23 protein-coding genes and 1 tRNA gene are annotated in these 25313 nt (G+C 40.9%); 8 read left to right on the forward strand and 16 right to left on the reverse strand.

What is annotated here, in order from left to right; genetic code table 11:
• Positions 1 to 50: 50 nt before the first annotated feature.
• From ACL9RF_RS06825 to ACL9RF_RS06840, 4 genes are read right to left on the reverse strand one after another with little or no spacing between them, the layout of a single operon-like run.
• On the reverse strand, positions 51 to 1328 hold the full coding sequence (locus ACL9RF_RS06825) for a glucose-1-phosphate adenylyltransferase (RefSeq protein WP_422799854.1): 1278 nt from the start codon (positions 1326 to 1328) through the stop codon (positions 51 to 53).
• A complete protein-coding gene (locus tag ACL9RF_RS06830) occupies positions 1318 to 2751 on the reverse strand; it encodes a glycogen synthase (RefSeq protein WP_422799855.1) in 1434 nt (477 codons plus the stop codon). Before ACL9RF_RS06830 ends, ACL9RF_RS06825 begins: the two co-directional genes overlap by 11 nt.
• A 25-nt stretch (positions 2752 to 2776) precedes the next feature.
• Positions 2777 to 4696, reverse strand: coding sequence for a 1,4-alpha-glucan branching protein GlgB (glgB, locus tag ACL9RF_RS06835; RefSeq protein WP_422799856.1), 1920 nt, complete (start codon positions 4694 to 4696; stop codon positions 2777 to 2779).
• Positions 4697 to 4701: 5 nt separating this feature from the next.
• The gene (locus tag ACL9RF_RS06840; protein ID WP_422799857.1) at positions 4702 to 7158 is read right to left on the reverse strand and encodes a TIM-barrel domain-containing protein; all 2457 of its coding nucleotides are present in this window, start codon (positions 7156 to 7158) and stop codon (positions 4702 to 4704) included.
• A 614-nt stretch (positions 7159 to 7772) separates the two neighbouring features.
• Between ACL9RF_RS06840 and queA the strand changes: the two genes are divergently transcribed.
• Both queA and ispD read left to right on the forward strand, forming a co-directional pair.
• Entirely contained in the window at positions 7773 to 8822 is a 1050-nt protein-coding gene (queA, locus tag ACL9RF_RS06845) for a tRNA preQ1(34) S-adenosylmethionine ribosyltransferase-isomerase QueA (protein ID WP_422799858.1), read from the forward strand.
• Positions 8823 to 8986: 164 nt separating this feature from the next.
• Positions 8987 to 9673 (forward strand): 2-C-methyl-D-erythritol 4-phosphate cytidylyltransferase, encoded by a 687-nt coding sequence (gene ispD, locus ACL9RF_RS06850; protein WP_422799859.1) that lies wholly within the window; start codon positions 8987 to 8989, stop codon positions 9671 to 9673.
• Between the two features lie 12 nt (positions 9674 to 9685).
• Here the strand turns inward: ispD and ACL9RF_RS06855 are convergent, their stop codons facing one another.
• From ACL9RF_RS06855 to ACL9RF_RS06895, 9 genes are all read right to left on the reverse strand, one after another.
• A complete protein-coding gene (locus tag ACL9RF_RS06855) occupies positions 9686 to 9838 on the reverse strand; it encodes a lmo0937 family membrane protein (protein WP_422799860.1) in 153 nt (50 codons plus the stop codon).
• An 81-nt stretch (positions 9839 to 9919) separates the two neighbouring features.
• Complete coding sequence (locus ACL9RF_RS06860; protein WP_422799861.1) at positions 9920 to 10690, reverse strand: MBL fold metallo-hydrolase; 771 nt, start codon at positions 10688 to 10690, stop codon at positions 9920 to 9922.
• Positions 10691 to 10693: 3 nt separating this feature from the next.
• Positions 10694 to 10960 carry a hypothetical protein gene (locus ACL9RF_RS06865; RefSeq protein WP_422799862.1) on the reverse strand — a complete coding sequence of 89 codons (267 nt, stop codon included), beginning with the start codon at positions 10958 to 10960 and terminating at the stop codon, positions 10694 to 10696.
• Between the two features lie 27 nt (positions 10961 to 10987).
• A complete protein-coding gene (locus tag ACL9RF_RS06870) occupies positions 10988 to 11995 on the reverse strand; it encodes a glycosyltransferase (RefSeq protein ID WP_422799863.1) in 1008 nt (335 codons plus the stop codon).
• Between the two features lies 1 nt (position 11996).
• Positions 11997 to 12947 carry a glycosyltransferase family 2 protein gene (locus ACL9RF_RS06875; protein WP_422799864.1) on the reverse strand — a complete coding sequence of 317 codons (951 nt, stop codon included), beginning with the start codon at positions 12945 to 12947 and terminating at the stop codon, positions 11997 to 11999.
• A 20-nt stretch (positions 12948 to 12967) separates the two neighbouring features.
• Complete coding sequence (locus tag ACL9RF_RS06880) at positions 12968 to 13537, reverse strand: DUF4199 family protein (RefSeq protein WP_422799865.1); 570 nt, start codon at positions 13535 to 13537, stop codon at positions 12968 to 12970.
• A gap of 10 nt (positions 13538 to 13547) precedes the next feature.
• A complete protein-coding gene (locus ACL9RF_RS06885; RefSeq protein WP_422799866.1) occupies positions 13548 to 14216 on the reverse strand; it encodes a hypothetical protein in 669 nt (222 codons plus the stop codon).
• A gap of 4 nt (positions 14217 to 14220) precedes the next feature.
• The gene (locus ACL9RF_RS06890; protein ID WP_422799867.1) at positions 14221 to 15489 is read right to left on the reverse strand and encodes a dihydroorotase; all 1269 of its coding nucleotides are present in this window, start codon (positions 15487 to 15489) and stop codon (positions 14221 to 14223) included.
• 177 nt (positions 15490 to 15666) lie between these two features.
• On the reverse strand, positions 15667 to 16242 hold the full coding sequence (locus ACL9RF_RS06895) for a UbiX family flavin prenyltransferase (RefSeq protein ID WP_422799868.1): 576 nt from the start codon (positions 16240 to 16242) through the stop codon (positions 15667 to 15669).
• 332 nt (positions 16243 to 16574) lie between these two features.
• Between ACL9RF_RS06895 and ACL9RF_RS06900 the strand changes: the two genes are divergently transcribed.
• Positions 16575 to 17228, forward strand: a complete 654-nt coding sequence (locus ACL9RF_RS06900; protein WP_422799869.1) for an ankyrin repeat domain-containing protein — start codon at positions 16575 to 16577, stop codon at positions 17226 to 17228.
• Here the strand turns inward: ACL9RF_RS06900 and ACL9RF_RS06905 are convergent.
• Together ACL9RF_RS06905 and ribD are read right to left on the reverse strand one after the other, a co-directional pair.
• Positions 17221 to 18510, reverse strand: a complete 1290-nt coding sequence (locus tag ACL9RF_RS06905) for a DUF2851 family protein (protein ID WP_422799870.1) — start codon at positions 18508 to 18510, stop codon at positions 17221 to 17223. The two genes, ACL9RF_RS06900 and ACL9RF_RS06905, sit on opposite strands and share 8 nt — an antisense overlap.
• A 49-nt stretch (positions 18511 to 18559) precedes the next feature.
• Positions 18560 to 19612 carry a bifunctional diaminohydroxyphosphoribosylaminopyrimidine deaminase/5-amino-6-(5-phosphoribosylamino)uracil reductase RibD gene (ribD, locus tag ACL9RF_RS06910; RefSeq protein ID WP_422799871.1) on the reverse strand — a complete coding sequence of 351 codons (1053 nt, stop codon included), beginning with the start codon at positions 19610 to 19612 and terminating at the stop codon, positions 18560 to 18562.
• Positions 19613 to 19679: 67 nt separating this feature from the next.
• Here ribD and prmC point away from each other — a divergent pair, with 67 nt between their 5' ends.
• From prmC to ACL9RF_RS06925, 3 genes are all read left to right on the forward strand, one after another.
• Complete coding sequence (gene prmC, locus ACL9RF_RS06915) at positions 19680 to 20543, forward strand: peptide chain release factor N(5)-glutamine methyltransferase (RefSeq protein WP_422799872.1); 864 nt, start codon at positions 19680 to 19682, stop codon at positions 20541 to 20543.
• A gap of 152 nt (positions 20544 to 20695) precedes the next feature.
• Positions 20696 to 20768 (forward strand) — tRNA-Lys (locus ACL9RF_RS06920).
• Positions 20769 to 21116: 348 nt separating this feature from the next.
• Complete coding sequence (locus tag ACL9RF_RS06925) at positions 21117 to 21782, forward strand: phage integrase SAM-like domain-containing protein (protein WP_422799873.1); 666 nt, start codon at positions 21117 to 21119, stop codon at positions 21780 to 21782.
• Positions 21783 to 21792: 10 nt separating this feature from the next.
• Here ACL9RF_RS06925 and ACL9RF_RS06930 read toward each other — a convergent pair whose 3' ends face one another.
• Positions 21793 to 22740: an NADP-dependent oxidoreductase gene (locus ACL9RF_RS06930; protein WP_422799874.1), complete on the reverse strand. Its 948-nt coding sequence runs from the start codon at positions 22738 to 22740 to the stop codon at positions 21793 to 21795.
• A gap of 131 nt (positions 22741 to 22871) precedes the next feature.
• Between ACL9RF_RS06930 and ACL9RF_RS06935 the strand changes: the two genes are divergently transcribed.
• Together ACL9RF_RS06935 and ACL9RF_RS06940 are read left to right on the forward strand one after the other, a co-directional pair.
• Positions 22872 to 23219, forward strand: coding sequence for a winged helix-turn-helix transcriptional regulator (locus tag ACL9RF_RS06935; RefSeq protein ID WP_422799875.1), 348 nt, complete (start codon positions 22872 to 22874; stop codon positions 23217 to 23219).
• A gap of 496 nt (positions 23220 to 23715) precedes the next feature.
• Positions 23716 to 24936, forward strand: a complete 1221-nt coding sequence (locus ACL9RF_RS06940; RefSeq protein ID WP_422799876.1) for a site-specific integrase — start codon at positions 23716 to 23718, stop codon at positions 24934 to 24936.
• Positions 24937 to 25313: the final 377 nt, after the last annotated feature.

The raw sequence follows: 25313 nt of genomic DNA on the forward strand, positions 1-25313 counted from the left end.
ACCATGGAAAACCCATGCTCCAAATTATGCAGTTCGAAGATGAGTTACTTTTATTGCCTGCCGCCAATGGCTGTACCATGCGGAATAATCGCATTTTTCTTCACCACAATAATACCATCACGAATAGTATACTGGTCAAAATCACCATCTTTGAGGTGTTTCCCACCACTGATGCGCACGTCATTACCAATGCGGCAGCCTTTATCTAAAATTGCCATTTCAATATAACAACGCTCACCAACACCAATGGGTGGTGGCTGCTGTGTACTCGTGAGCTCCATGACTTCATTTAAATCTTCATAATGATCGGAGCCCATCATATACGTCATCTTAATAACCGTACCCTTACCTATACGCGAACGAATACCAACAACAGAACGCTCAATTTTATCCGCCAGTACAATACATCCATCCGCAATAATAGCATGATTTAATGTCGTTCCCGATATTTTAGATGGCGGGAGCATCCGTGCCCGCGAATAGATCGTTTCGCCAAATAGATTAAATGCAGGCACATCGTCTGTCAGGTGAATATTAGCCTCAAAAAAGGAAGCAATGGTACCAATATCGGTCCAATAATTATCGTACTGATAGCTTAACACCTTATTGGTGCCAATAGATTCGGGAATAATCTCCTTACCAAAGTCCATACCCGGATTTTCGGCTAAAATCCTACGCATAACCCCCTTAGAAAAAACATAAATCCCCATGGAGGCCAGGTAGTTTCGCCCCTCATTTTCCAAGGCCTGAGAAACCTCCGATGTCCAATCGGGTAAAATATCCATTGTTGGCTTCTCCGTAAAGGAGATAACCTCATTATCCTCATTGGATTTCAGTATACCAAAGCCCGTAGCATCCTTAGCATTTACCGGAATTGTAGCAATCGTAATATCGCCACCCTGCTTCACATGAAAGTCCACCAAATCCGCATAATTCATTTGGTAGAGCTGGTCGCCCGATAAAATAAGCACATAGTCGTAATCCACATTCGCCAAGTTTTTCTGTGTCCGCCGCACGGCATCTGCCGTCCCTTCGAACCAACTATCGCCATCATTAGTCTGTTCAGCGGCCAAAATATCTACAAACCCCTTGCTGAATACACTAAAGTTATACGAATTTTTAATGTGTTTATTCAACGATGCCGAATTAAATTGAGTAAGGACAAAAATCTTGTTAAAACCCGCATTCAAACAGTTTGAAATAGGAATATCCACCAGCCTATATTTTCCTGCAATAGGAACCGCTGGTTTGGAGCGCTGATCGGTCAAAGGATACAACCTTGTGCCACGGCCGCCGCCTAATACAATAGATACAACTTTATGCGTCATATGATTTCAGTAACTGGTTATACAAATTCAAATATTTCTGTGCAGACTTATCCCAGGAATAATCCAATGCCATCGCCTTGCGGCGGATAGCCTGCCAATCATTACGATCCTTAAAATAAGTTATCGCCCGTTCTATAGCCTCCGTTATACTCGCCACATCCAGGTTCTCAAATAAAAAACCATAGCCATAATTACGTACATCCATTACCGTATCTTTAAGACCTCCAACGGCCCTGACAATCGGTATAGTACCATATTTCATGGCATACAATTGGTTTAACCCACAGGGCTCAACCCGAGAGGGCATCAACAGCATATCGGAAGCAGCATATACCTCATGCGCCAAGGCTTCATTATAACCAAAAAACACGGCAATACGACCTTTATACCGCTCGGCAAGTGCTGCCAGTTGCGATTGGATAAGAGTATCACCAGATCCCAGAATAAACACCGTCAAACCACCACTATGCTGCTCAAGCAAACTTTCTATGGTAGCGGCCAGAAAATCAGCCCCCTTCTCCAGTGCAAACCTCCCAATAAAAGACAGCAAGGGGCGATCTGCCGGAAGGCCAAACTGCGCACAAAAAGTCCTTTTATTACGTAGCTTTTGCTCGTTGACATCCTTTACATTATACGAAAATGGGATATGCTTGTCGGTTTCAGGATTCCAAAATGCCACATCAATACCATTAACAATACCATAACCCTTTGCCCGTTCCTGGTAAAACAAGTCCTGCAAGCCATTTGCTTCGGCATACAACTCCTGTAAATAGCCTTCGGAAACCGTGGTAAAACAATCTGTAGCCTTTATTGCCGCCGCCAAAGGGTTTATAACACCATCCCAATCCAACATTCCCCAGCGCCAGGTATCGAATGCCGGTAAAAGAATCGCCTTATTCCAATTTACCCAGCCCTGATACTGGCCATTGTGCACCGTAAAAACAGTTTTTACGTCAGCAAGTTTTTTAAAATCATCACCCTCCTTCAGCAAAAATGGAATAAGGCCAACATGATGATCGTGGCAGTGAACAACATCGGGTAATGGCTCCTCCTCCTGCTGCCGCTGCCAATCCAAGAAGGCATGCTGAAAAGCAAACCACTGTTCCGCTTCATCCGGGTAACCATAGACCTCCTCCCGGTCAAGCTTCCCTGGAATATGAATGAAGTATAAAGGGAATTCCAATACCGTATTTTTTTCTTTAAAAACGGAATACCCCAACTTTTCGGAGCCCTGAAAAAAGGAACCCTCAAAAATAAGTTCAAATTCATGTTCCTCCATAAAAGGTTTCTTATACCAAGGCATTACCACAGCAGCATCGATACCAAACTTCCGTTGGTATTTGGGCAAAGCCCCTACCACATCCGCTAGCCCCCCCACTTTGGCGACAGGAAAACATTCAACACTTAAATGAATAACACGCATATATTAACTTAGAAATTATGTTTAATTAGTTAGCTCTTTTCAAAATTACACCGCCCAATGCGGGCAAGGTTACCGCTACAGAATACGGCATCCCCATCCAAGGTATGCCTTCAACATTACAGGGAATAGTGTTAACTACACCAGCACCATAATAGCTGCTATCGTCTGAATTAAAAATCTCCCTATAGGTTCCAGAATCCGGCAGGCCGACACGATATCCTTCACGCAATACAGGAGTAAGGTTTAGCAGTATTAAAAGGTCGTTTTCACGATTATGCCCTCTACGGATATACGCATAAACACTCGCTTGGCTATCTCCCGCTTCCAACCATTCAAAACCTTCCTGACTAAAAGACTTTTCATACAAGGCAGGTTCAGATTTGTACAAGCGGTTAAGCTGTTTCACAAAAGTAAGCAGCCCTTTATGCGGTGCATAAGCCAGCAAATGCCAGTCTAAAGATTGATTTACATTCCATTCCGCCGTTTGTCCGAACTCGCCCCCCATAAACAAGAGTTTTGTTCCCGGAAACGTAAACATATAAAGATACAAGGCTCTTAAATTAGCAAATTTTTGCCACTCATCGCCCGCCATTTTGTATACTAAAGACTTTTTACCATGCACAACCTCATCGTGCGATAAGGGCAACATAAAATGCTCATTAAATACATAATAAGCTGAAAATGTAATTTTATCATGCAGGTACTTACGGTAAACAGGATCGGCTTGAAAGTAATCCAGCGTGTCATGCATCCAGCCCATCATCCACTTCATACCAAAGCCCAGTCCACCATGATAAGTGGGTCTACTTACCCCCGGCCACGAGGTAGACTCTTCAGCAATGGTCTGAACATCGGGATAATGGCTATACACCGCTTCATTAAAAGCTTTTATAAAGGTCACCGCTTCTAAATTTTCTCTACCACCCCAAACATTCGGTATCCATTCGCCATCCTTTCGGGAGTAATCTAAATACAACATCGACGCTACCGCATCCACGCGTAAGCCATCAATATGATAGCGATCTAACCAGAATAAAGCATTGCTAATCAAAAAAGAACAAACCTCCTTACGGCCATAGTTGAAAATAAAAGACTTCCAGTCGGGGTGGAAACCTTTTCGTGGATCCTCATGCTCAAACAAGGCGGTACCATCAAAACGATACAAACCATGTGCATCGCCCGGAAAATGCGACGGCACCCAATCGAGCAGTACAGCAATACCGTTTAAATGGAATTGTTCTATTAGCGCCATCAGCTGCTGCGGACTACCATAGCGTGAGCTCGCCGCATAATACCCAGAAACCTGATAACCCCAGGACGGATAATACGGATGTTCACTTAAGGGCATAAACTCTACATGCGTAAAGCCCAAATCTTTTACATAAGGTACCAGATGCACGGCGACTTCCTCATAGGATAAGAGCCGATCCGGATCTTGCGGATCCCGCATCCAGGAACCCAGGTGCAATTCGTAAATGCTGATCGGGCGATCGAGGCGATTTTTCTCCTGTCGGTTCGCCATCCACTCCGCATCATTCCAAGCATACCAAGTCGTTGATACCACCGAAGCTGTAGCTGGCGCCACTTCCATATGCAAAGCAAAAGGATCCGTTTTCTCCAGCAGCTCCCCGGTATTAGAAACGATATGGTATTTATACACCTCGCCGATACCGATAGTATAAATAAAGCCCTCCCATATACCACTCTCATCCCAGCGCGGGTATAGCGTATGGCTATTGGGGTTCCAACCATTGAAATTCCCGATCACCGAAACACGCGCAGCATTTGGTGCCCATACCGCGAAATATACACCCTCCCGCCCCTCATGGGTCAGCGTTCGTGAACCCAGCTTTTCGTATAGTCTAAAGTGTTTACCAGCCTTAAATAAATCTATATCAAAAGGTGTTAGCAAAGAAAATATAGCAACACTATGCTCTGTACTCATGGTATTTAGTCTATCGTAAGCTTTTTAAAATCACTATCCAAAAGAAGATAAGGCTCCCCATCATCGTCTGTCTTCAACGCTACGGCAACACCATCTACCCGTATACGACGAATCTCAAAAGGTATCCCCACCAAATACAACTTATACTGATCATATTTCTCGGTAAATAGGCCTAAGCGTTGCTGTAATATCGTTAACGAACTATCCGTTCCCCTCTGGATAAAGTGTCGTTCCAAGTAAATATCCTGCTCGTATGCAAAAGTATCCCCATGGTCGGTATAGCTATAACTATGCTGCTCATCGGCAGCATAATATACCCGGAACTTTAATGCATCAATCTTCTTCTCATCGGTATACTGCATCACCGGATATTCCGGTAATACCGTACCCGCTTTCACAAAAATTGGCATTTCATCCAACGGGGTATCAATTCGTACCTCTTGCCCCCCCTCATATACAGCGTTTCCAAAATAATAGTACCAATTCCCCGCCGGCAAGTACACCACCTTGCTATCCTGGCCGGCATTTATTACCGGCGACACCAGAATCTTATCCCCAAAACCAAACTCCTCCTCGCGCAACAAATTGGTGTAGATCCCCTGTTCCAGTAAAGCTACAGGCCTTAAAATCGGGAGTCCATATTTATGCTGCTGCCAAAATATAGAATAAATATAAGGCAGAAGTTTGTAACGTAATTCAATAAACTTTTTACAGATCGCCTCCCATTCAGGACCAAAGCTCCAAGGCTCACGGTCGCGGGTATCCCCGGCTGAATGAACACGCATAAATGGTGAAAACACACCAAATTGCATCCAGCGTGTATACAATTCACCATCCGGGTTTCCGGTGAAGCCACCGATATCTGTACCACTAAAGGATAAGCCCGACATCGATAGACGCTGCAGCTGCAACAGCCCTATCCTCAGGTGCTCCCAGGTAGCAATATTATCTCCAGTCCATACCGAAGCATAGCGCTGCGTGCCGGCATAGGCTGCACGGCTAATGGTAAAAGGACGTTTATTTTTATACAGTTTTTGTAATCCCTCGTAAGTAGCGCGCACCATCTGCATACCGTAAATATTATGTGCTTTCCTGTGCGAGCCTCTAAAGCCTTCAAAATGATGACGCACATCATCCGGAAAAGTCCCTCGCCCAAAAATGGCAGGCTCATTCATATCGTTCCAAAAACCTGCGACACCATCCTCTACCAAACCTTTATACAAACCACCCCACCATTCGCGGACTTTAGGATTGGTATAATCCGGAAACTGGCAGCGCCCCGGCCAAACAAAGCCCTCCATAAAATAATCGTCGCCACGGCGGCAGAAGAAATTATTAGCATGCCCCTCTTTAAAGACCCAATAATTTTCGTCAACCTTTATACCAGGGTCAATCATTACCACCGTTTTAAAACCATTCGCCGCCAGGTCGGCAATCATCTCTTTAGGATTAGGGAAATACTGCTTATTCCAGGTAAAACAACGGTAACCATCCATATAATCGATATCCAGATAGATCGCATCGCAAGGGATTTCGCGTTTTCGAAATTCGTCGGCCACCCGGCGTACATTAGACTCCGGGTAATAACTCCACCGGCATTGGTGGTAGCCAATAGCCCATAGTGGCGGTAAAAAATGTGTTCCTGTAAGCTGATGATAACGTTTAATGACATCGATAATCTTCGGCCCATGAATATAATAATACTGAAGCTCGCCGCCCTCCGACCAAAAGCTAGTTTGATCGCCATGTTCAGCCGCAAAATCGAAATAAGTTTTGAACGTATTATCGAAAAAAATACCGTAGGCCTCTCCCCCTGTAACCCCAATATAAAAGGGTATAGTTTTGTACAAAGGGTCTTGGTTAAAGGCAAAAGAATAAGTATCTGAATTCCAGTTCATAATTCTTTTACCGCGCAAATTAAGGTTTGTAGCCTTATCACCAGCACCAAAAAACACCTCATCATCAAAGGCTACCTTGGTACAATAAACGTAATAGCCACCAAAGTCCTGATTTTCCTCCCAATGCATAGGGGCATAATCGGCATTAAAAACCTTATCTTTTTTATCCGAAAAACTAATGTGAAAATCCTTCTTCTGTATGGTACAAACTACATCGGGGGTACGCACGTAAAACCGCTTCTCATCCGCTTGGACTTGATAGGCATGTGTATCGTGTTCCTGTTGCAGCACGGCATACGAAAAATCCTCCAAAAAATCACCACGAGGAGCCAATCGAACACGAATAATATGATCCGTTACCACCTTAATCTCGACCTTGGCCTTTCCATCGGTAAAAACAAAACCGCTGTCTATCTTAGTATACTGCTCTTGTACCGGCAATAAGTACTTTTTCTCAATTTTGGGTAAATCGACTACCGGATTATTAACGTGCTGGATATTCTCTTCCAGAGACTCCTCGGTAACCATGCCTGCTGCAAAATCTTCCTTTTTGGTATCTGCCATAACGTAAAAAATAATAGGTGGACACTTATTCAATTTAAGCTGCAATTAAAATACAACTAATTTCTCGGAATATGTAAGCCTTAACCTACATTTAATCTGTATTTTTTTTCTTGTAGCTACAGCCATAAAAATTGTAGTTAGGCCCTAAATTGGCCGCAAAAAAAGGCCATAAGAACCGCCAAAGGTTACCAGCAGCATACTGCCACACACCACCGGCATTGTAGGCCAGCGATGCCTGCAGCTCCTGCCCTGCACAGCAGAAAAATCCTTATTTACGGTGCAAAGCAAGCACCTCATACCACAATGCGATAAGGAAAGGCTGCGATGCAGCATCTCAATATAGTGGATAAACCGCCCCATAGCTACCGTATAAAAAAACGAGGGCCTGGCTTCGCTGCACTCCCGATTATTGGCCTTTGTAAGCAAGCCCTTAACAAAGAAAAATGCAAAATGCATACGTGGAAGATAAAAACACCTTAGAAATCGTAAAATGTGACATAAAGTCAACTTGTTTAGACATAGAAGCTCCTTTTTGTCATATATATTACGTACCTTTGTGTGCTTTTTTATCCTATAGTTCAAATAGGAGTTAAAACGATAAATATTGATTAACGATGAAATTATCTCAATTTAAATTCGACTTACCAGAATCTCTTTTGGCATCTGAACCTTCTGAGCAACGCGACGAAGCGCGTTTAATGGTTTTACATAAGGATACTGGTAAAATTGAACATAAAATCTTCAAAGATGTATTAGACTACTTTGACGACAAGGATGTAATGATTTTAAATAACACCAAGGTTTTCCCTGCCCGTATGTATGGTAATAAGGAAAAAACTGGTGCTACAATCGAAGTATTCTTGTTACGCGAGTTAAATAAAGAGTTACGCCTTTGGGATGTATTGGTAGATCCAGCAAGAAAAATCCGTGTTGGTAATAAGTTATATTTTGGAGATGATGATCTATTGGTTGCCGAGGTTGTAGACAACACCACTTCTAGAGGCCGTACGATTCGTTTTCTGTTTGATGGTACCGATGAGGAATTCCGTCGCAATATTGAAATTTTAGGCGAGACTCCACTTCCAAAATACATCAAACGTAAGGCTACACCAGAAGATAAATTCCGTTATCAAACTATTTATGCTAAAAATGAAGGTGCTGTAGCTGCACCAACAGCAGGTTTACACTTCTCTAGGGAGCTAATGAAGCGTCTGGAATTGAAAGGTGTAGATTTTGCCGAGATTACTCTTCACGTTGGATTGGGAACTTTCCGTACTGTAGAAGTGGAAGATCTTACCAAACATAAAATGGACTCGGAGCAGTTTATTATCACCGAGGAAGCGGCAAAAACGGTAAACAAAGCAATCGATAATAAACGCCGTATCTGTGCTGTTGGTACTACATCAATGCGTGCTATCGAGTCTTCGGTATCGGCCGACAGACACTTGAAGTCGATTACCGACTGGACGAGTAAATTTATCTATCCGCCATACGATTTTAGTATTGCCAATAGTATGATTACCAACTTCCATACACCAGAATCTACCTTATTGGTGATGATTGCTGCTTTTGGAGGATACGAAAATGTAATGAACGCCTATGAGGTTGCGGTTAAAGAAAAATACCGTTTCTACAGTTATGGTGATGCCATGTTGATTATCTAAGTTATTTTAATCCGACAGGCTTTATACTGAATTACTGCTGGCGCACACCTCCAATTTGTGCCTTTCCCTACGAAAGGATCTCAATATGGAAGTTTGCGCCAGTACTTTTTTTAAACCAGGCACCTGCCTGAAAGCAGGAGCCATATACTACCGTATAAATTGTGTTGAATCGTATTGTAATTATCGCCGCAGGAGGTACAGGCAGCCGCATAAAGTCTACCCTACCCAAACAATATATGCTATTAGCCGGCATACCTGTATTATTACACACCTTAGCAAAGTTTTCACCCTTGGTGGATAAAATTGTCGTTGTGTTGCATGCCGATATGGCGACGCTATGGGATGGATACATCAAGGAATATGCGATTACTATACCACACGATATTGTAATAGGTGGCAACAGCCGTTTCCAGAGTGTTAAAAATGGCCTCGCATACCTTCAAAAGCAATACCAGACGCAGCTAACAGCGGCAACAGTAATTGCAGTGCACGATGCTGCAAGGCCATTGGTTGATGCCAAATTAATCGACCTCTCCTTGCAGGAGGCCGCAAAAGGACAGTGCAATACCCTGGCCACTAAAAGTACCAATTCTATTCGTATAGGTACGGCTAGCCAATCCAAAGCGGTCGACAGAAATAGCGTCTGGCAAGTACAAACACCGCAGTCTTTTCCTGCGGAGCTGCTGTTCAACGCATACCAACAGCCGGAAAGCCCCCTGTTTACAGACGATGCTTCGGTGGTAGAAACATGTGGTTATACCATAAAGCTTATCGAAGGTAGCGCGACAAATATCAAAATTACCTACCCACAGGATTTTGAGATGGCAGAACAGCTCTTAAACAATCCATAAAACATGGATTTTTTAGGTGTTGCCACGGATAACGCGCAAGAGTATTGCAATAATTGCGATGACCAATAAGGCATGAATAATTCCACCCGAGTAAAAACCACCAAAAAAGCTAATTGCCCAGATGATTACTAAAATAACGGCGATTAAATAGAGTATATTTCCCATGATAGTAGATTTTTAAATACCAATTCCTAACCTTGTTTAATATACATAAACAGCCACAAGGGTAAAAGGTTTTATACGTTTTTAAAAATCTACATCAATAGCCAGTTGGTCATGGGCAACAAAAACATTTTCAGGCAGTAAAGCCTGAATATCATTATGTGTACCAAAGCGATGGCTAATATGTGTTAGGTAAGCCACTTTAGGATTGATATCAGCAATAAAGTCCAACGCTTCGTCTAAGGTAAAATGAGAAATATGAGGCTCCTGTTGCAGGGCATTTACAACCAGCACTTCTACGCCCTGTAGTAAGGCACGGCTGGCATCAGAAACCGTTTTGGCATCGGTAATATAGGCAAACCTACCCAGCCGAAAACCGAGAACGGGCATCTTATAATGCATTACCTCGACCGGCATAATCGGCTGCTCAAAGAGGGTAAAATCGACTCCAGAGTGGATCTCTATCAGATCGAGTTGTGGGATTCCAGGATATTTCTCGGTAGCGAAAGCATAATAAAATTCGCGCCGTAGGGAGTCCAAGGTAAATTCGTTACCGAAAATCGGGATAGACGTTTGCTGCGCATAATTAAACGCACGCACATCATCCAGACCAGCAATATGGTCCTTATGAGCATGCGTCATTAATACCGCATTGAGGTGATCAATATTTTCACGTAACATTTGATAGCGAAAATCTGGACCGGTATCTATAACCAGGTTATAGGCTCCTAATTCAATTAAAATAGAGGTACGTAAACGCTTGTCATGTTTATCCGCAGAGCGGCATACATGACAGTTGCAGGCGATAACGGGCACCCCTTGCGATGTTCCTGTACCTAAAAATCTAATTTTCAAATCTTAACTATTTTCTTTCGTTAATGTTTTATAAAAAGACCATTGCTTCTCGTCTAAATCCTCTTCATGAACCTCAAAATCTTTTAACAACTGCACTAAGGCATTTATTTTGATCTCCAGATTTGAAAACTTATTGACAACAATGATTTTTGTATTCTGGAACACACAGGCTCCGGTTTTAAAATTTCCCTTTTCGTAGCGTAACTTATAGCCCAAATCGGAAAGCATATTTTCAATCTTGTCTAAATTATATTGTGTACTAGATATCACTATTCTAAAAATTAGCGTTAAAATATCTTAGCGGGCAGTATCTTTTTTTAACCATACCCGGTCGATATAATTGCGCATAAACCCAAAACCATAAGCCATTAATTGTGTAAAGGCCGCAAAAACCGAAAGTACAGCAACCTTAAAGCTTTTCGTCGTTACAAGGCTATGCATAAACAAAAACAAACAATACATCCCTAAACCGGCACGGCCTAACGCAGCTAAAACATTGACCGATGGAATCTCCCGGCAGGTCAGCCAATCTAAAACATGCAATATACAAATACCAACCACAGCTAAGGTAAAAACCGCCGGCAAAGTATGAATTAATTTCAACTCTCCCGGATATAACTGGTCGATATCAATACGGCCTTGTCCAAATCCATAGATCTGTTTAAAAAATTGCGACAAGCTTGTACGACGTTTATGGTAAACAAAAGCATCCGGAATAAGCTCGACCTTATAGCCGGAACGTATCATACGGATACTAAACTCAATGTCCTCTGAACGGCGTGAAAGTTTATAGCCCTTTGTCTCTTGCCATACCCTACGTGAAATGCCCATATTAAAACTACGGGGATGAAACTGCCCGACATGTTTTTTGTTGCCACGAATCCCGCCTGTGGTAAAAGGGCTAGTCATGGAATAGCTAATCGCCTTTTGTATAGGCGTAAAGGAATCATGGGCAGCATCCGGGCCACCAAAAGCATCGAGCTGCCGATTCTCTATGCCGTTTTTTACTGTCTCCAAGTAACCCTCAGGTACAATAACATCCGAGTCGAAGACAATAAAAAAGTCGCCCTTAGCGTTGGCAAAACCATAATTCCGGGCAAAGCCCTGCCCTTCATTCGGTTTAAAATAATAGGATACCTGCAACCTATCGGCAAAAGATAATACCAGCTCCTCCGCCGGATGTGATGAGCCATCTTCTACGATAACCACCTCAAAGTTCTTGTACGTCTGCAGCAATAACGACTGCAACAGCTCGCGAATCTCCTCAGGTCGGTTAAACAGGGGTATAATAATCGAAAAAAACATATTAAACCACCTGTTCTATATGATATTTATTACGTTCAGAGCTATTTCTCGATACTAACTCGGCGATAAACCCCGTTAAAAACAACTGTGTACCGATCATAATTGCCAACAGCGACAAATAGAATAAAGGCTGATCGGTAACATTACGATACGTCGTTCCGGCAGCAATACTTATCAGCTTCTCACAAATCAAATAGATGGTAATACCGAAGCCCAGTAAGAAGCTCATTACACCAATAGGGCCAAAAAAGTGCATTGGCCGCTTTCCAAATTTACCGACAAAGAAGATGGACATTAAATCCAGAAAGCCTTTTACAAACCTTCCGGGGCCAAATTTTGTAGTTCCGTATTTTCGTGGAAAATGCTGCACCACCTGCTCCTGTATCTCCGAGAAGCCTGCCCATTTGGCGATAACCGGAATATACCGGTGCATTTCGCCATAAACCTCGATACTTTTTACGACATCCTTCTTATAAGCCTTTAAACCACAGTTGAAGTCATGCAGGTTGTCAATACCAGAGACACTGCGCGTTACCGCGTTAAATAATTTTGTAGGTATAGTCTTCGTAAGCGGGTCATAGCGCTTTTTCTTCCAGCCAGACACCAAATCTGCCCCTTGATTTTTAATGCGGTCGTACAATTCCGGAATTTCGTCCGGGCTATCCTGCAAATCGGCATCCATGGTAATAACCACATCGCCTTGGGTCGCTGCAAAGCCCACATTTAGGGCAGCAGACTTACCATAGTTTCTACGGAACTTTATGCCCGTAATCTGTTCGTGCGACTTTTTAAGATCCTGGATTATTTGCCAGGAATTATCCTTACTACCATCGTCGACTAAAACAATTTCATAAGAAAAATTATTAGCCTGCATCACCCTTCTAATCCAGTCGGTTAGTTCGGGTAAAGATTCGGCTTCATTATATAAAGGGACAACGATTGAAATATCCATAAATAAAAATCAATAAATACCTATTTTTTTACCTGCGTAGAGCGAAACAATAACGCCAGTACCATAGCAAAAATAAAGTTCAACAAAAGGCTGATAAAAATTGGAGGAATGGTATTTCTGAAACTTATAGGTTCAAAAGCAAACTCCCGATCTTTCTCAATAACCTCCATCTGCTGATCGATTTCCTCATCTGTAGCACCTTTACCTTCCATCTCTACAATCTTAAGGTTCATCAGATTTTGATAGCTCCCTTCTAAAACAGGTCTTTCAATTAGTAATTTCTGCGTTATCGTAATCCCCAAGGACCCCACAATGATGCTCGATGCAAGAAAGATGTAGATACTCTTTAAGGCCGTACTAAAGAGCCAGTTTTTGCCATTCCGCTTCTTCAGCAGGTATACAAAACCAATTGGAGCAAGAATAGAACCCAAAATTTTAAGCGCCGAGCTTACGACAAATAAACTAGAGTAGTTGCTTGCAGATTGGGTGTGATAAATTCCAATTACAGAAAGTACAACCGTAAGAACCCCTACGATTGCACCATAAATTATACCGTCTTTTTTTTCTTGTTTACTTAACTCATTCGCCATACTCTACTATTTATTTATTGTAGTTAACAATAATCTGGTAAGTAGCTGCCTCTAAGGCTTTATTTGTGGCATGTGAAGCATAGTCAGCCAGCTGTTCTGCCGACGGCTTAGGTTCAAAAAAGAAGGCCACAATAGGGTAAAACAATTCGTACAACTCTTCAAAAGAAGTAACGGTTTTGGAAACCTTCGCAATTTCTGCGTAATCGCTTTCTACTAAAATCTGGTTTGCAATGACTTTTTCATAAATACGGTACTCATCTTGAAATTCGTCTTCCTCCACAAGTAAAAATTCTTTTAAATAATCATCCAATGACGGCTGGATGTCGTCATCAGCACATTCTTTAAGGTACAAGAATACATTTAAAAGCTCGGTACCACGATCGATTGTATCTTCCTCAATAGCTTCCCATTCTTCTGAATCTAAGTAATCTTCCTCCAATTTTTGAACATCCTCCGCGAAGAAATTGATCATAAGCAAATCGAAGAACAACTCCCGAAGCTCTTCAAAATCGGCATGATCATCAAAAACCTTATCCAAGCTTTCCACCTTTTCCATAAAAGGAGCATGGGCTGTGAAAGCAAGCTCAAGCTGAGCTAAAAAATCTGTATAGTCAACATTCTCCGCAGCAGCATACGTCGCTGTACCGGCATGAATGGCATTTTTTACTTTATTATTCATGGTATTATATATTACTAATCAATTGATTATTGTTTACGACAAGATAAACTTTTCCTGTCACTTCCTTTCCATAAAAAGGATTATTTCTTCCTTTAGATTTATTAGTTTTGGCATCGAAGGACCACTTTTCGGTTCTACTGTACAGTACAATATTAGCCTGCTCGCCTTTCGCTATTAAGGGCACAGGCAACCCTACAACCTTACGTGGGCCAACAGCCATTTTATCTACAATTTGCTCGTCGGTAAGCCCCGCCTTAATGGCTAAAGGTAAAGCGGTTTGGAAACCTGTAATCCCATTTTTGGCAATCTGGAATTCCACATTTTTAAACTCAACCTCTTGTGGGGTATGCTGCGATACTACCGCATCAATAACGCCATCTTTAAGCCCCTTCAATAAGGCCTTAATATCATTTTTTGGCCGCAATGGCGGACTTACTTTATAATTAGAATCAAAACCCTGCACATCCTCGTCGGTGAAAACAAGGTTGTGGGCAGCCACATCACAGGTCACAGCAAGGCCTTTACTTTTCGCCCTTTTAATCAGTTCTACAGACTCGGCAGTAGAGATGCAGGTGAAATGTATGGGCGTCTCATTATAGTCCGCAAGATAAAGATCCCGTGATACCATTAAGGATTCCGCAAGGTTTGGAATACCCTTCATCCCCAAATAAGTACTCATGACACCCTCATTCATTTGGTTCCCGCCAGCAATTGAGCTGTCTTGTGCAAAGGAGATTACCAAGCCATTAAATCCTTTAGCATACAATAATGCGCGGCTCATTAACCCTGCCTGCTGTACGCTATGTGTACCATCCGAAAAGGCTAGTGCACCATTTTTTTTCATATCATACAACTCGGCCAATTCGTTTCCTTCTCGCTTTTTAGAGATAGCACCAATAGGGTGCACATCAACCAGATTACCTTTAGCAGCATTTACCAGTAACGCTACTTCAGCGCGGCTATGTACTGCCGGATTGGTATTCGGATGGATACTAACCCCGGTAAAACCACCTGCAGCAGCGGCGGCAGTTCCTGTATGCATATCCTCCTTGGTTTCATAACCAGGCTCACCGATATTGGCATTTAAATCGAAAAACCCTGGCGCAAGAATAGCGCCTTTACCATCAATATGCTGACTTACAGCAACGGTAGGCTTTAATGCTGTACCAATTTCGGAGATAATACCGTTTTCAATTAAAACATCAACCTCTTGACCATTCCATGGATTCTCAGGCGCAACTAGCGTGGCAGAAGTAATTAAGATTGTATTCATGAATTGTTGCTAATATTTAATAATTGCGAAGAATATTGTAGAGAAAGCCGACTGTAATAATGGCTACAAGTATAGAAACCATGGTTTATCGCAAATAAATCCGATGACAAAACCAATTTTTTAAGTCGCTTCATTGAGAGACAAATGTACGAAATACCTATAGTATTTATAACTCTTTTAGATGTTTTTATCGTCCTCGCCCCATTTATAACTATCGACTTCCAAACCTGCCAATGAAAGCACACGATCTACCACTGTGGCAGCCAGCGCTTCAAAGTCTTTAGGTAAGGAATAATACGACGGACTTGCCGGACAAATGATACCTCCAGCTTGCGTTACTGCGGTCATATTCTGTAGATGAATTAAACTTAAAGGTGTTTCTCGCGTTACCAGTATAAGTTTGCGGCGCTCTTTCAACATGACATCCGCAGCGCGGGTGCTAAGATCTGATGATGTGCCATTTGCAATGCGTGCCAAGGTACCCATAGAGCAAGGGCAAACAATCATGCTGTCATAATTGGCAGACCCTGAGGCAAATGGAGCCATGAAATCATTTTTGTTGTAAAAGGTGAAATCGTAGTTTTCATAACTCGTATCCCCCAACTCAAAACGCCATACATCTTTCGCGTTATCCGACATGATTACCCCTACCGCATTTACCTGGCTCTTTATACGATTTAACTTATCCAAAAGTACCTTCGCATAAATGGAACCAGAAGCACCTGTAATAGCTACAACGATTTTTCGACTCATGAAACAAAGCTATAAAAAAAGGGTCAAATAAGAAATATTTGACCCTTACATCTACCTATGAAAAACATGCCCTGTGGGAGGGCATTACAAATGTAACAAGAGATAATACATTTCCAAACCCTATTAAATAAATTAACCCCAATTTTCACACATTTGTAGATTTTTCGCTACAGATAATTTTAGGTCTACAAAAACCCGTATATTATAATTTTAAGGAAATTTTATTAAGTCAATCGATTGCGTAAGGGTTTTTGTAGATATTTTCGTCATTTTATGTTTTTTAGTTTTTTTTTGCTTACTTCGAAGAAGAAATAATCATTTGTTAATTAATTATGCGATTACACGTACTCGAAGAATATATAGAAACCGGCAATCACCATGATTTAGATCTTTTACTAAGCCATGATCCTGATTTAGTAACACAAAGTACTAGCCATCAAATTTCCCCCTTGTTATTATCCTGCTATTACCATAAAGCCCAGATTACACAAACTATTTTAAAATACACCAAAACGATAACCATTCATGAAGCCTGCGCCGTTGGATTAAAACAGCATGTAGAAATGATGCTGGATTATAAAAAGGAGATAAAGGACGAGTTGTCTACGCATGGCTTTACACCTTTAGGTATTGCGGCACATTTCGGACAAGAAGAAATTATACGTGTATTGTTGGAAAACCAGGCGAACCCTAATATACCATGCAACAATGGGTACCATGTATTTCCATTACATGCCGCCGTATCAAGCAATAACACCGGCATCAGCAAGTTATTAATTGACGCTGGTGCGGAGGTAAATGTTTTTCAAAAAGGGCATATCGCACCTATACACCTGGCGGCACAGCACGGCAACCTAGACCTTATCATCCTTTTATTAGAGCATGGTGCCGACATTAAAGTTGTCACAGAACAAGGGCACACAGCCACATCCCTAGCCGCAGAAAAAGGCTTCCGCGAGTTATCCGAAATTCTAAAATTCAACTAGTACGGAGTATGGCATGCCCAATAACACAACCTAAACATTGTTTCTTGTCGCAATAGTATTTCTTTAAGTGCAACAGAGCCTGTGTGTCGGCAGCCGTATACGCCTTTATACCAGCTACGTTAAAGGCAGAAACAATGTTATTTCGTTCAGGCGGCACTTCCGTTAACCAACGTAAAGCCTTATGGCAGTATGCCGGTTGGTCGTAAAATTTACCGAAACTAAATAATATCGGTATAAAGCAGTTTAGGAGCAGCGAATATAGAAAACCATCCGCCAAACCTACGTTACAGCTTTTATTCGCTGATTTATCAAACCTAAAATGTGTTGACCAGTATGAATGTATTCTACAATGCCGCAAACTATGTAGCAACACATGGAGATCCTCCTCCGCACGCACACGACCAAACCAACATGAATCGTAACATAACAGCGCGGACAACTGCCCTAAGCGTATGGTTGGAAAGTTATAAGGGCGCATACGTAAGAAGCGCCATGCCTCGGGACGCATAGGCTCCAAATGCAATAATTTTTTCATGTATTCGTATTCTTGCGCTAACATTTTAGGGTAATCATCGTTAGCCTGACCTACCAGCAGACCACTCAAGCCAAACAGCAGTGCTTCGATTCTAGTATCGTCGTTCCTAAATTTTTGTAGCCATTGCGGCTTCACCTTAAACACTAACTCTTCAAATGCCGACTGGTTTACTTTGGCGCCAAAGGATCGCCCCAACAGCAGCAGCATCACATGCTCCCAATTTTGTTTAGTTTTCGCTAACAGGTCCAGGATATAGTGCATTTTCACCTCCAGGCGTTCTACCAGCATCCTATCCAGGCACTGTATTTTCGTTAGTCCAGCGACCTCGTGTAAGCCATATTGACATGGAATCCAGCTGAGGTTACGCATCAGCATACCATAACGTTCCAGCATCGTTAGATCTACATATTCCTGAAGGACAAGTGTGGGGAGCATACTGCCGTCGGATCTGGATATGGAGGTTTTACCGCGCTCCCATACCACATGCAGAATCGTCGTATTGTAACGGGCATCAAGGTGATGTTTGTGACTCTTCCAGTCGCCTTCTTTACAATGGATTTCTATATGGCCAGCCCACAAAGAATCCGCTATACGAATTTTTGCAGATTCAAAATCCGGACCGGCATCACTGTTGAAATGTCCTGGATGTTCAACAGACACAGTTTCTCCACGAGTCGTTCGTAAATTATGGTGATCAAATAATTGGTAACGCCATATAAAATATAGTAATTCCTCGGTTAACAGCACAGCCTAAAGCTAACAAACAGAATGCTGACAACCAAGATATTACAGCATACTATTTATAAAATATTTTTAACTGATCCTTAGCAATATCTTTTTCTGCCGTTGCTACCCCAGGTAGTCGTGGTGCTGCTACGCCCTCTCCCCAGTTTACATCCCCCACCAGTACACGCGCCTCATCCCATAGTCCGGCTTGGATAAATAGATCCAACGTTTTTACGCCCCCTTCGATAATAATAGACTGTACATCCATTAAATAAAGTTGATATAAAATATTATGGGGCAGATAAAGGTCAAAATTTTCCAATGCTACCCTTTTTACATGCCCCTTCCATTCGGTTTTTAAGGCATTAAAAATGATAAGATCGGTTTCACTGTCAGCATACAAACTGCTGTCTGTTGGTAAGGATAAGTTTTTATCAATCAGCACTCTTTTTGGCGACTTCCCCTCCCACTCGCGTGTATTTAAGCGGGGTTTATCGATCAGGGCGGTATTAACGCCAATAAGGATGGCATCTTCCTCGGCACGCCATTTATGCAGCAACTGCTTGCTTGCAGGTCCTGTAATCCATTTCTGCTCTGGCGTATTGGGTGCAAAATACCCGTCGGCAGTTTCGGCCCATTTTAATAGTACATACGGTCTTTGCTGCGCAATACGGGTAAAAAAACGTCGGTTAACAAACTTACATTCCGCTTCCAGTACACCGATTTCGACAGCAATGCCTGCGTCTTTAAGCTTGGCTACCCCAAGGCCGTTGACCTTGGCATAGGGATCAAGACAGCCTATAACAACCTGCTTGACTTTTAAATCTACCAACATATCGGCACAGGGCGGCGTCTTTCCGTAGTGTGCGCAGGGTTCTAAAGAAACATAAACGACGCTCTCTTGCAGCATGGCTCTCCCCTGCTCCTCGCCGTAGCGCGCAAACACAGCGTGTACAGCGTTTACCTCGGCATGGGCCCCGCCATAAGGCGCGGTATACCCCTCCCCGATTATACGTTCCTTATATACGATTACAGCTCCTACCATTGGGTTGGGACTTACGGTACCTGCTCCTAATACGGCGATATCAAGGCAGCGCTTCATGTATGTTTCTTTAGTTAACATAGTGCAAACTTAACATTTTATACGATTTTTGCACCTAATGGACTGTCCATAATATTAATTTTGTAGTATGATAAAAACTTGGCAGGATATGGAAAGATTGTTCCAATCCAAATTAGTAGCTCTTTACCCTGCAGAAGAGGTAAAACAATTATTTCTGCTTGTTTTTGAGCATATAGAGCAGCAAAAATCGCTACAGTATGCCTTCCTTAAGAATAGGGAGTTGCAGGTAGATACTATAGTTCGTGTAGAACAGATTTTAGCGGAGTTGACGCAGGCCCGGCCTATTCAGCATATATTCAAAGAGGCTTTCTTTTATGGTAATACGTTTGAGGTTTCGGAGCACACGCTTATTCCGCGCCCGGAAACGGAGGAGTTGGTAGATTTAATTATTAAGGATCATATTGGTAGGGCCGACATAAATATTATTGATATCGGCACTGGAACGGGCTGTATACCGATTTCTTTACATAGCCATATGCCCAATAATGCCTTCTGGGCTGTCGATATCTCTGCTGATGCCTTGGCAGTAGCTAAAAGAAATGCGCGACAACATCATGCGGACATCAACTTTATGCTTGCCGATATTCTCGAATGGGAACTGATCTTCCCACAAAACCATAAGTTTGATGTTATCGTAAGCAACCCGCCTTATATTACACCGAAGGAGAAAGAGGAGATGCACCGCAATGTACTGCTCTTTGAACCTCATCTTGCTTTATTTGTGGAAGAGGAGGCTCCCCTGTTGTTTTACGACTATATCGCTGACTTTGCTAAAGCTCATTTAAACGCATCGGGGTGCTTATATTTTGAAATAAATCAGTACTTGTCGCAGGAAACCGCAGATATTTTGCAAAAAAAGGGCTTCACCGATGTACAGATTATTCGCGATATTAACGGTGCCGACCGTATTATTAAGGCTAAAATCAATTAAACATCATTTTTATGTTAATTTTTTCAAACTGTACTACAGTATTTTAGCACATTACTAAAAAAAATATTGCTGCAATAGTTTGCACTTTTAAACCTTTTTTCTACCTTTGCATCACTCCAAACAAGGAGACATAATTCGAAATAAAGAATTAGGATTCCGTAGCTCAGCTGGTAGAGCAATACACTTTTAATGTATGGGTCCTGGGTTCGAATCCCAGCGGGATCACAGAAGAAAGCAACTCCAAAAGGGTTGCTTTTTTTGTTTCCCAGCGGGATGAAGAACCCAGGGGTTCGATTCGGGAAGGCTCAGGCTCTGTGTTGGGGGATTGCGGGGCTGAGCCAATCCCAGCGGGATCACAGAAGGCGCAAGAGATTGCGCCTTTTTTGTTTATTCTATATCTTTTTCCCTTCAAAGTACTTATTTAAAGGTTATTAAAGTTCATCTTAACCAGTTTCATATGGTGGTCATTGTGGTGGTCATCAATATGATCTACATTTGACCACCACGAATTTGATTTTACGTGAGAACGCCTGATAAGGCTTAGCAATTTTTTGTTAATCTAAATGTGTAGAAATGGAAAAAATCAAACATGAACTGGATCTTCTTCCTATGGTTTTACGAACCAAAACCAGAAAGACAACGGGAAAAGCTCCTCTAATTATTCGAATTACCCTTAAAGATCAAAAGCCAAAGGAACTACCGGTGGGTAAAACAATTCTACCAGAGAATTGGGATGTGGAAAACAAAACTGTAGTAAAAGCAGAATCAGACTACCGAACTATAAACAGTAAAATAAAGGGAATGTTAGTGGACCTTGGCAGGGTTTACGATAAACTTTTCTTTGAACATGATATTATAACCCCTGAAATGATTAAACGGGTTTATTTAAATAAACCAATAATTGCAGAGCCAAATACAGAGGAAGTAGAACTTCCTCCTACCCTTCTTAAAGTTTTTGATGAATTCATAGAGAAGTTTCAAAAAATGGTAGAAAAGGATGATCGGTCACCTTTTACCAAAACTCAATTAAAAACCACAAAAAAGAAGCTACTTACATTCTTACAACGAAAATATAAAAAAGAAGATATAGATTTTAGGGAGATTTCACCAGAGTTCGGAGATGAAATATATGATTACCTCACATTAGACGTGCCCAAAACTTTAAGTGATACCACAGCCAAAAAGCATATAAAGAAGATTAAAGATCTCATTGAAATTAATCCAAATACAGAAGGTTAAATATATTCTTTCACAACTTTACAACCACTTTACCTGTTACTCTTCCTGTTTCTATTTCCAAATGTGCATTCGCCATTTCTTCAAAAGCAAAAGTTTTGTGAATGTGTGGTTTGATAGCCTCAATTTTTAATAATTCAGAGATAGCTATGATGGAATCTTTTTTAGAAGCAACTCGTACAAATTGTATGCTTGCTTCTTTTTCTATTGCTTTTTCTTTTACTTCTGCCGGAAATTCAGTTGATGTAATCGTTACTATTTTACCTTTTTTGGCAAGTACATCAATAGAATCTTCGAGTGCGCCATCATTAATGGTATCAAATACAATATCTGCATCTTTTACTCGGTCTTGAAGTTTTTCATTTTTATAATCTACATGTTCATCAGCACCTAAAGAAAGTACGAAATTTTTATTTTTAGAAGATGAAGTGCCTATAACATAAGCACCGAAATATTTTGCAATTTGTACTGCAAAATGACCAACACCTCCTGAAGCTGCATGAACTAAAACTTTATCACCTTTTTTTACTTGAGCTGTTTCAACCAAAGCTTGATAAGCAGTTAACGCTGCTAAGCTACTTGCTGCAGCAGATTCGTGTGTGACATTTTTTGATTTTATTGTTATATGCTCGGGTGACGCTACAACATACTCTGCATATGTTTTTCCTTGTCCTATAAAATTGAGCATTCCAAAAACTTCATCACCAACTTTAAAATCGGTTACTTTACGACCAATTTCTATAATTTCTCCTGAAATATCCCAGCCTAAAATAGCAGGACGATCTTCACCATATACCCAAGTTAACATTTCACTGGTAGCTCTGGCTTTTACATCAACAGGATTTACACTTATTGCTTTTGTTTTTATCAAAACTTCGTGATCGTTGATAACGGGTTTTTCTATTTCAACCAATTTTAATTGTTCTACAGAACCAGCTTCTTTTATAATAATTGCTTTCATTATTTAAATTTGAATTAATTTGCTACAAAATTAAAACGGTATTTTCTTTAAATCAAGTAGGTACAATATTGTATTTTAGATACATAAAGTATACAATTAGTGATTGTCAAGTAATTAAAGAACTAAAAGAAATGAAAAAATTTAATACCACGCCAGCTTGTTCTGTCGATTACGCATTCAAACGAATTGGCGGAAAATATAAAGGAAGAATATTATGGTATATTCATCAGCATGAAGTTTTGCGTTATGGCGAATTGCGTAAAATATTGACAGATATTACACCAAAAATGCTTACACAAACTTTGAAAGAATTAGAACACGACACTTTAATTCACAGAAAAGAATACAAAGAAATTCCCCCAAAAGTCGAATACCGATTGACTGAAATTGGTAAAGAATTAATTCCTTTTATTGATTATTTAAGACAATGGGCGGATAAACAGCTGGAAAAAGAATATGGAATTAAGCCATATTTGTAGCTAAAATACAAATAGTGCATTTTCCACTACTACTATATTCATCTTTTCAACTTATACCTTTTCCCTTTTTGGATTTTTCCATTGTTTTTAATTTGAATATCTTTTAATGTGTTCAACCGTCTCAAATCCTCTAGAAAAGAGTTCGAGTTTTGTAACAGCGGGATGAAGAACCCAGGGGTTCGATTCGGGAAGGCTCAGGCTCTGTGTTGGGGGATTGCGGGGCTGAGCCAATCCCAGCGGGATCACTTAAGAAATAGTGAAAACTACGTAAAAGATTGCAAGTCAAAAGATTGCAAGCTTTTATGTTTTCTAGGAAATCCTAAATTTTGCCGAAAATCGCATAAAAAAGGTGAGCGATTCGGTGCGTGTTTTAAGGGTTTTTATTACTCACCTAATTTACGTACAACTATTTGAAAACTAGTTTAATATAATCTTTAAAACATCTTGATACGTTTAGACTGTAAGGCTACTTTTGTTTACCTTAAATCAGTTTACGATGAAAACTAATTTCAGCATGCTCTTCTATATGAAGCGGCAAAAAGATTACCAGTCTGGGGAAGCCCCTATTTACCTGCGTATTACCGTAGCAGGAAAACGTACAGAAATTTCGACAGGTTGTAAATGCCTTCCTAATCGTTGGAATGTTAAAGCAGGTCGCCAAATCGGAACCAAGGAAGATGTAAAACATTTCAATAAATCTCTAGACGACATGAAGGCTAAAGTTTATGAAGCTTACAGAACCCTGTCGAATAAAAAAACAAAGATTACCACTGAATCGTTGAAGACTGCCTTTCTTGGAAAGGACATAGTAACACATAGCTTAATGGAGGTCATAAAGCTTCATAACGACAAAATGAAGGCTTTAATTGGTGTTGAGTACGCGAGTGGAACACTGAAGAGGTTTCTTGTCTTAGAAAGGCATGTGCAGGCTTTTCTACTTGCTAAATTCAACTATGCTGACATCAACATCAAAGAGGTTGATCAAACCTTTATCAGTGATTTTGAATTTTACCTACGTACCGAAAACAGATGCGCCAATAATACGGCGGTAAAGTACCTGAAAAATCTTGGTAAAATCATACGTATAGCCTTAAGTATGGACTGGATTGATAAAGACCCTATGCTTGGCTATAAGATGCGTACAAAGCCTGTAGAACGGCCATTTCTTTCTGAAGAAGAACTTAGCACTATACTGACGAAAGAATTTGCTGCAGAGAGGTTATCTCAAGTTCGGGATATTTTTATTTTCTGCTGCTTTACTGGTTTAGCCTACTCCGATGTAGTGAAGTTAAAAGCCACAGATATTTTTAAGGGGATTGATGGAACGGATTGGCTCTCTATTAACCGTACCAAAACAGGAACACGTAGTAATGTTCCGTTATTACCTACCGCCAAAGCTATCCTAGAGCGTTATAAAACTGAAATAGAATGCTACGCTGGAAATAAAGCTCTCCCTGTTACCAGCAACCAAAAGATGAATGAATATTTAAAAGAAATAGCAGCTATGTGTAGAATACATAAAAAACTAAGCTCACATATTGCAAGGCATACTTTTGCTACAACGGTCACGTTGCTTAATGGTGTCCCTATTGAAAGTGTATCTAAAATGCTAGGACATACTAATATCCGAACCACACAAATTTATGCTAAGGTGCTAGACCAAAAAGTTAGTGCAGATATGGCTGTTCTTAAAGAAAAGTTGTTTGGGGCATATTAGGGATACTAGGTGGTCTTGTAAAGCTATAAGGATAAAAATCATTTAGCCTTATAGCCATTAATTCTTGCTATTAAATATGCTTTTATTTAGAATTTCGTAGGGGAGTATATCCTTTGGGGTTTTAGTTTCTTTATCAGGTGGTTACAAGTTTTGTTTTTCCAAACTCATCGAATAACACACTGGTTTGATATACGTTTTAGCTGCAATTGCTATAAAGCTAAGATAGCGAAAAAATCTATAATGCGAAGAGTTAAATGGCGTCCAAAGATATTCCTTATATCAACCCAGTATCATCGAAACTAAATTAATGGTTGGATAATTATCTTATGTTTCTTTGTAGATTTTGGTTAAAATTGACCATAGAAAAACTGGCTACA

It is taken from the genome of Sphingobacterium sp. Mn56C, assembly GCF_049319645.1.
Taxonomy (GTDB): domain Bacteria; phylum Bacteroidota; class Bacteroidia; order Sphingobacteriales; family Sphingobacteriaceae; genus Sphingobacterium.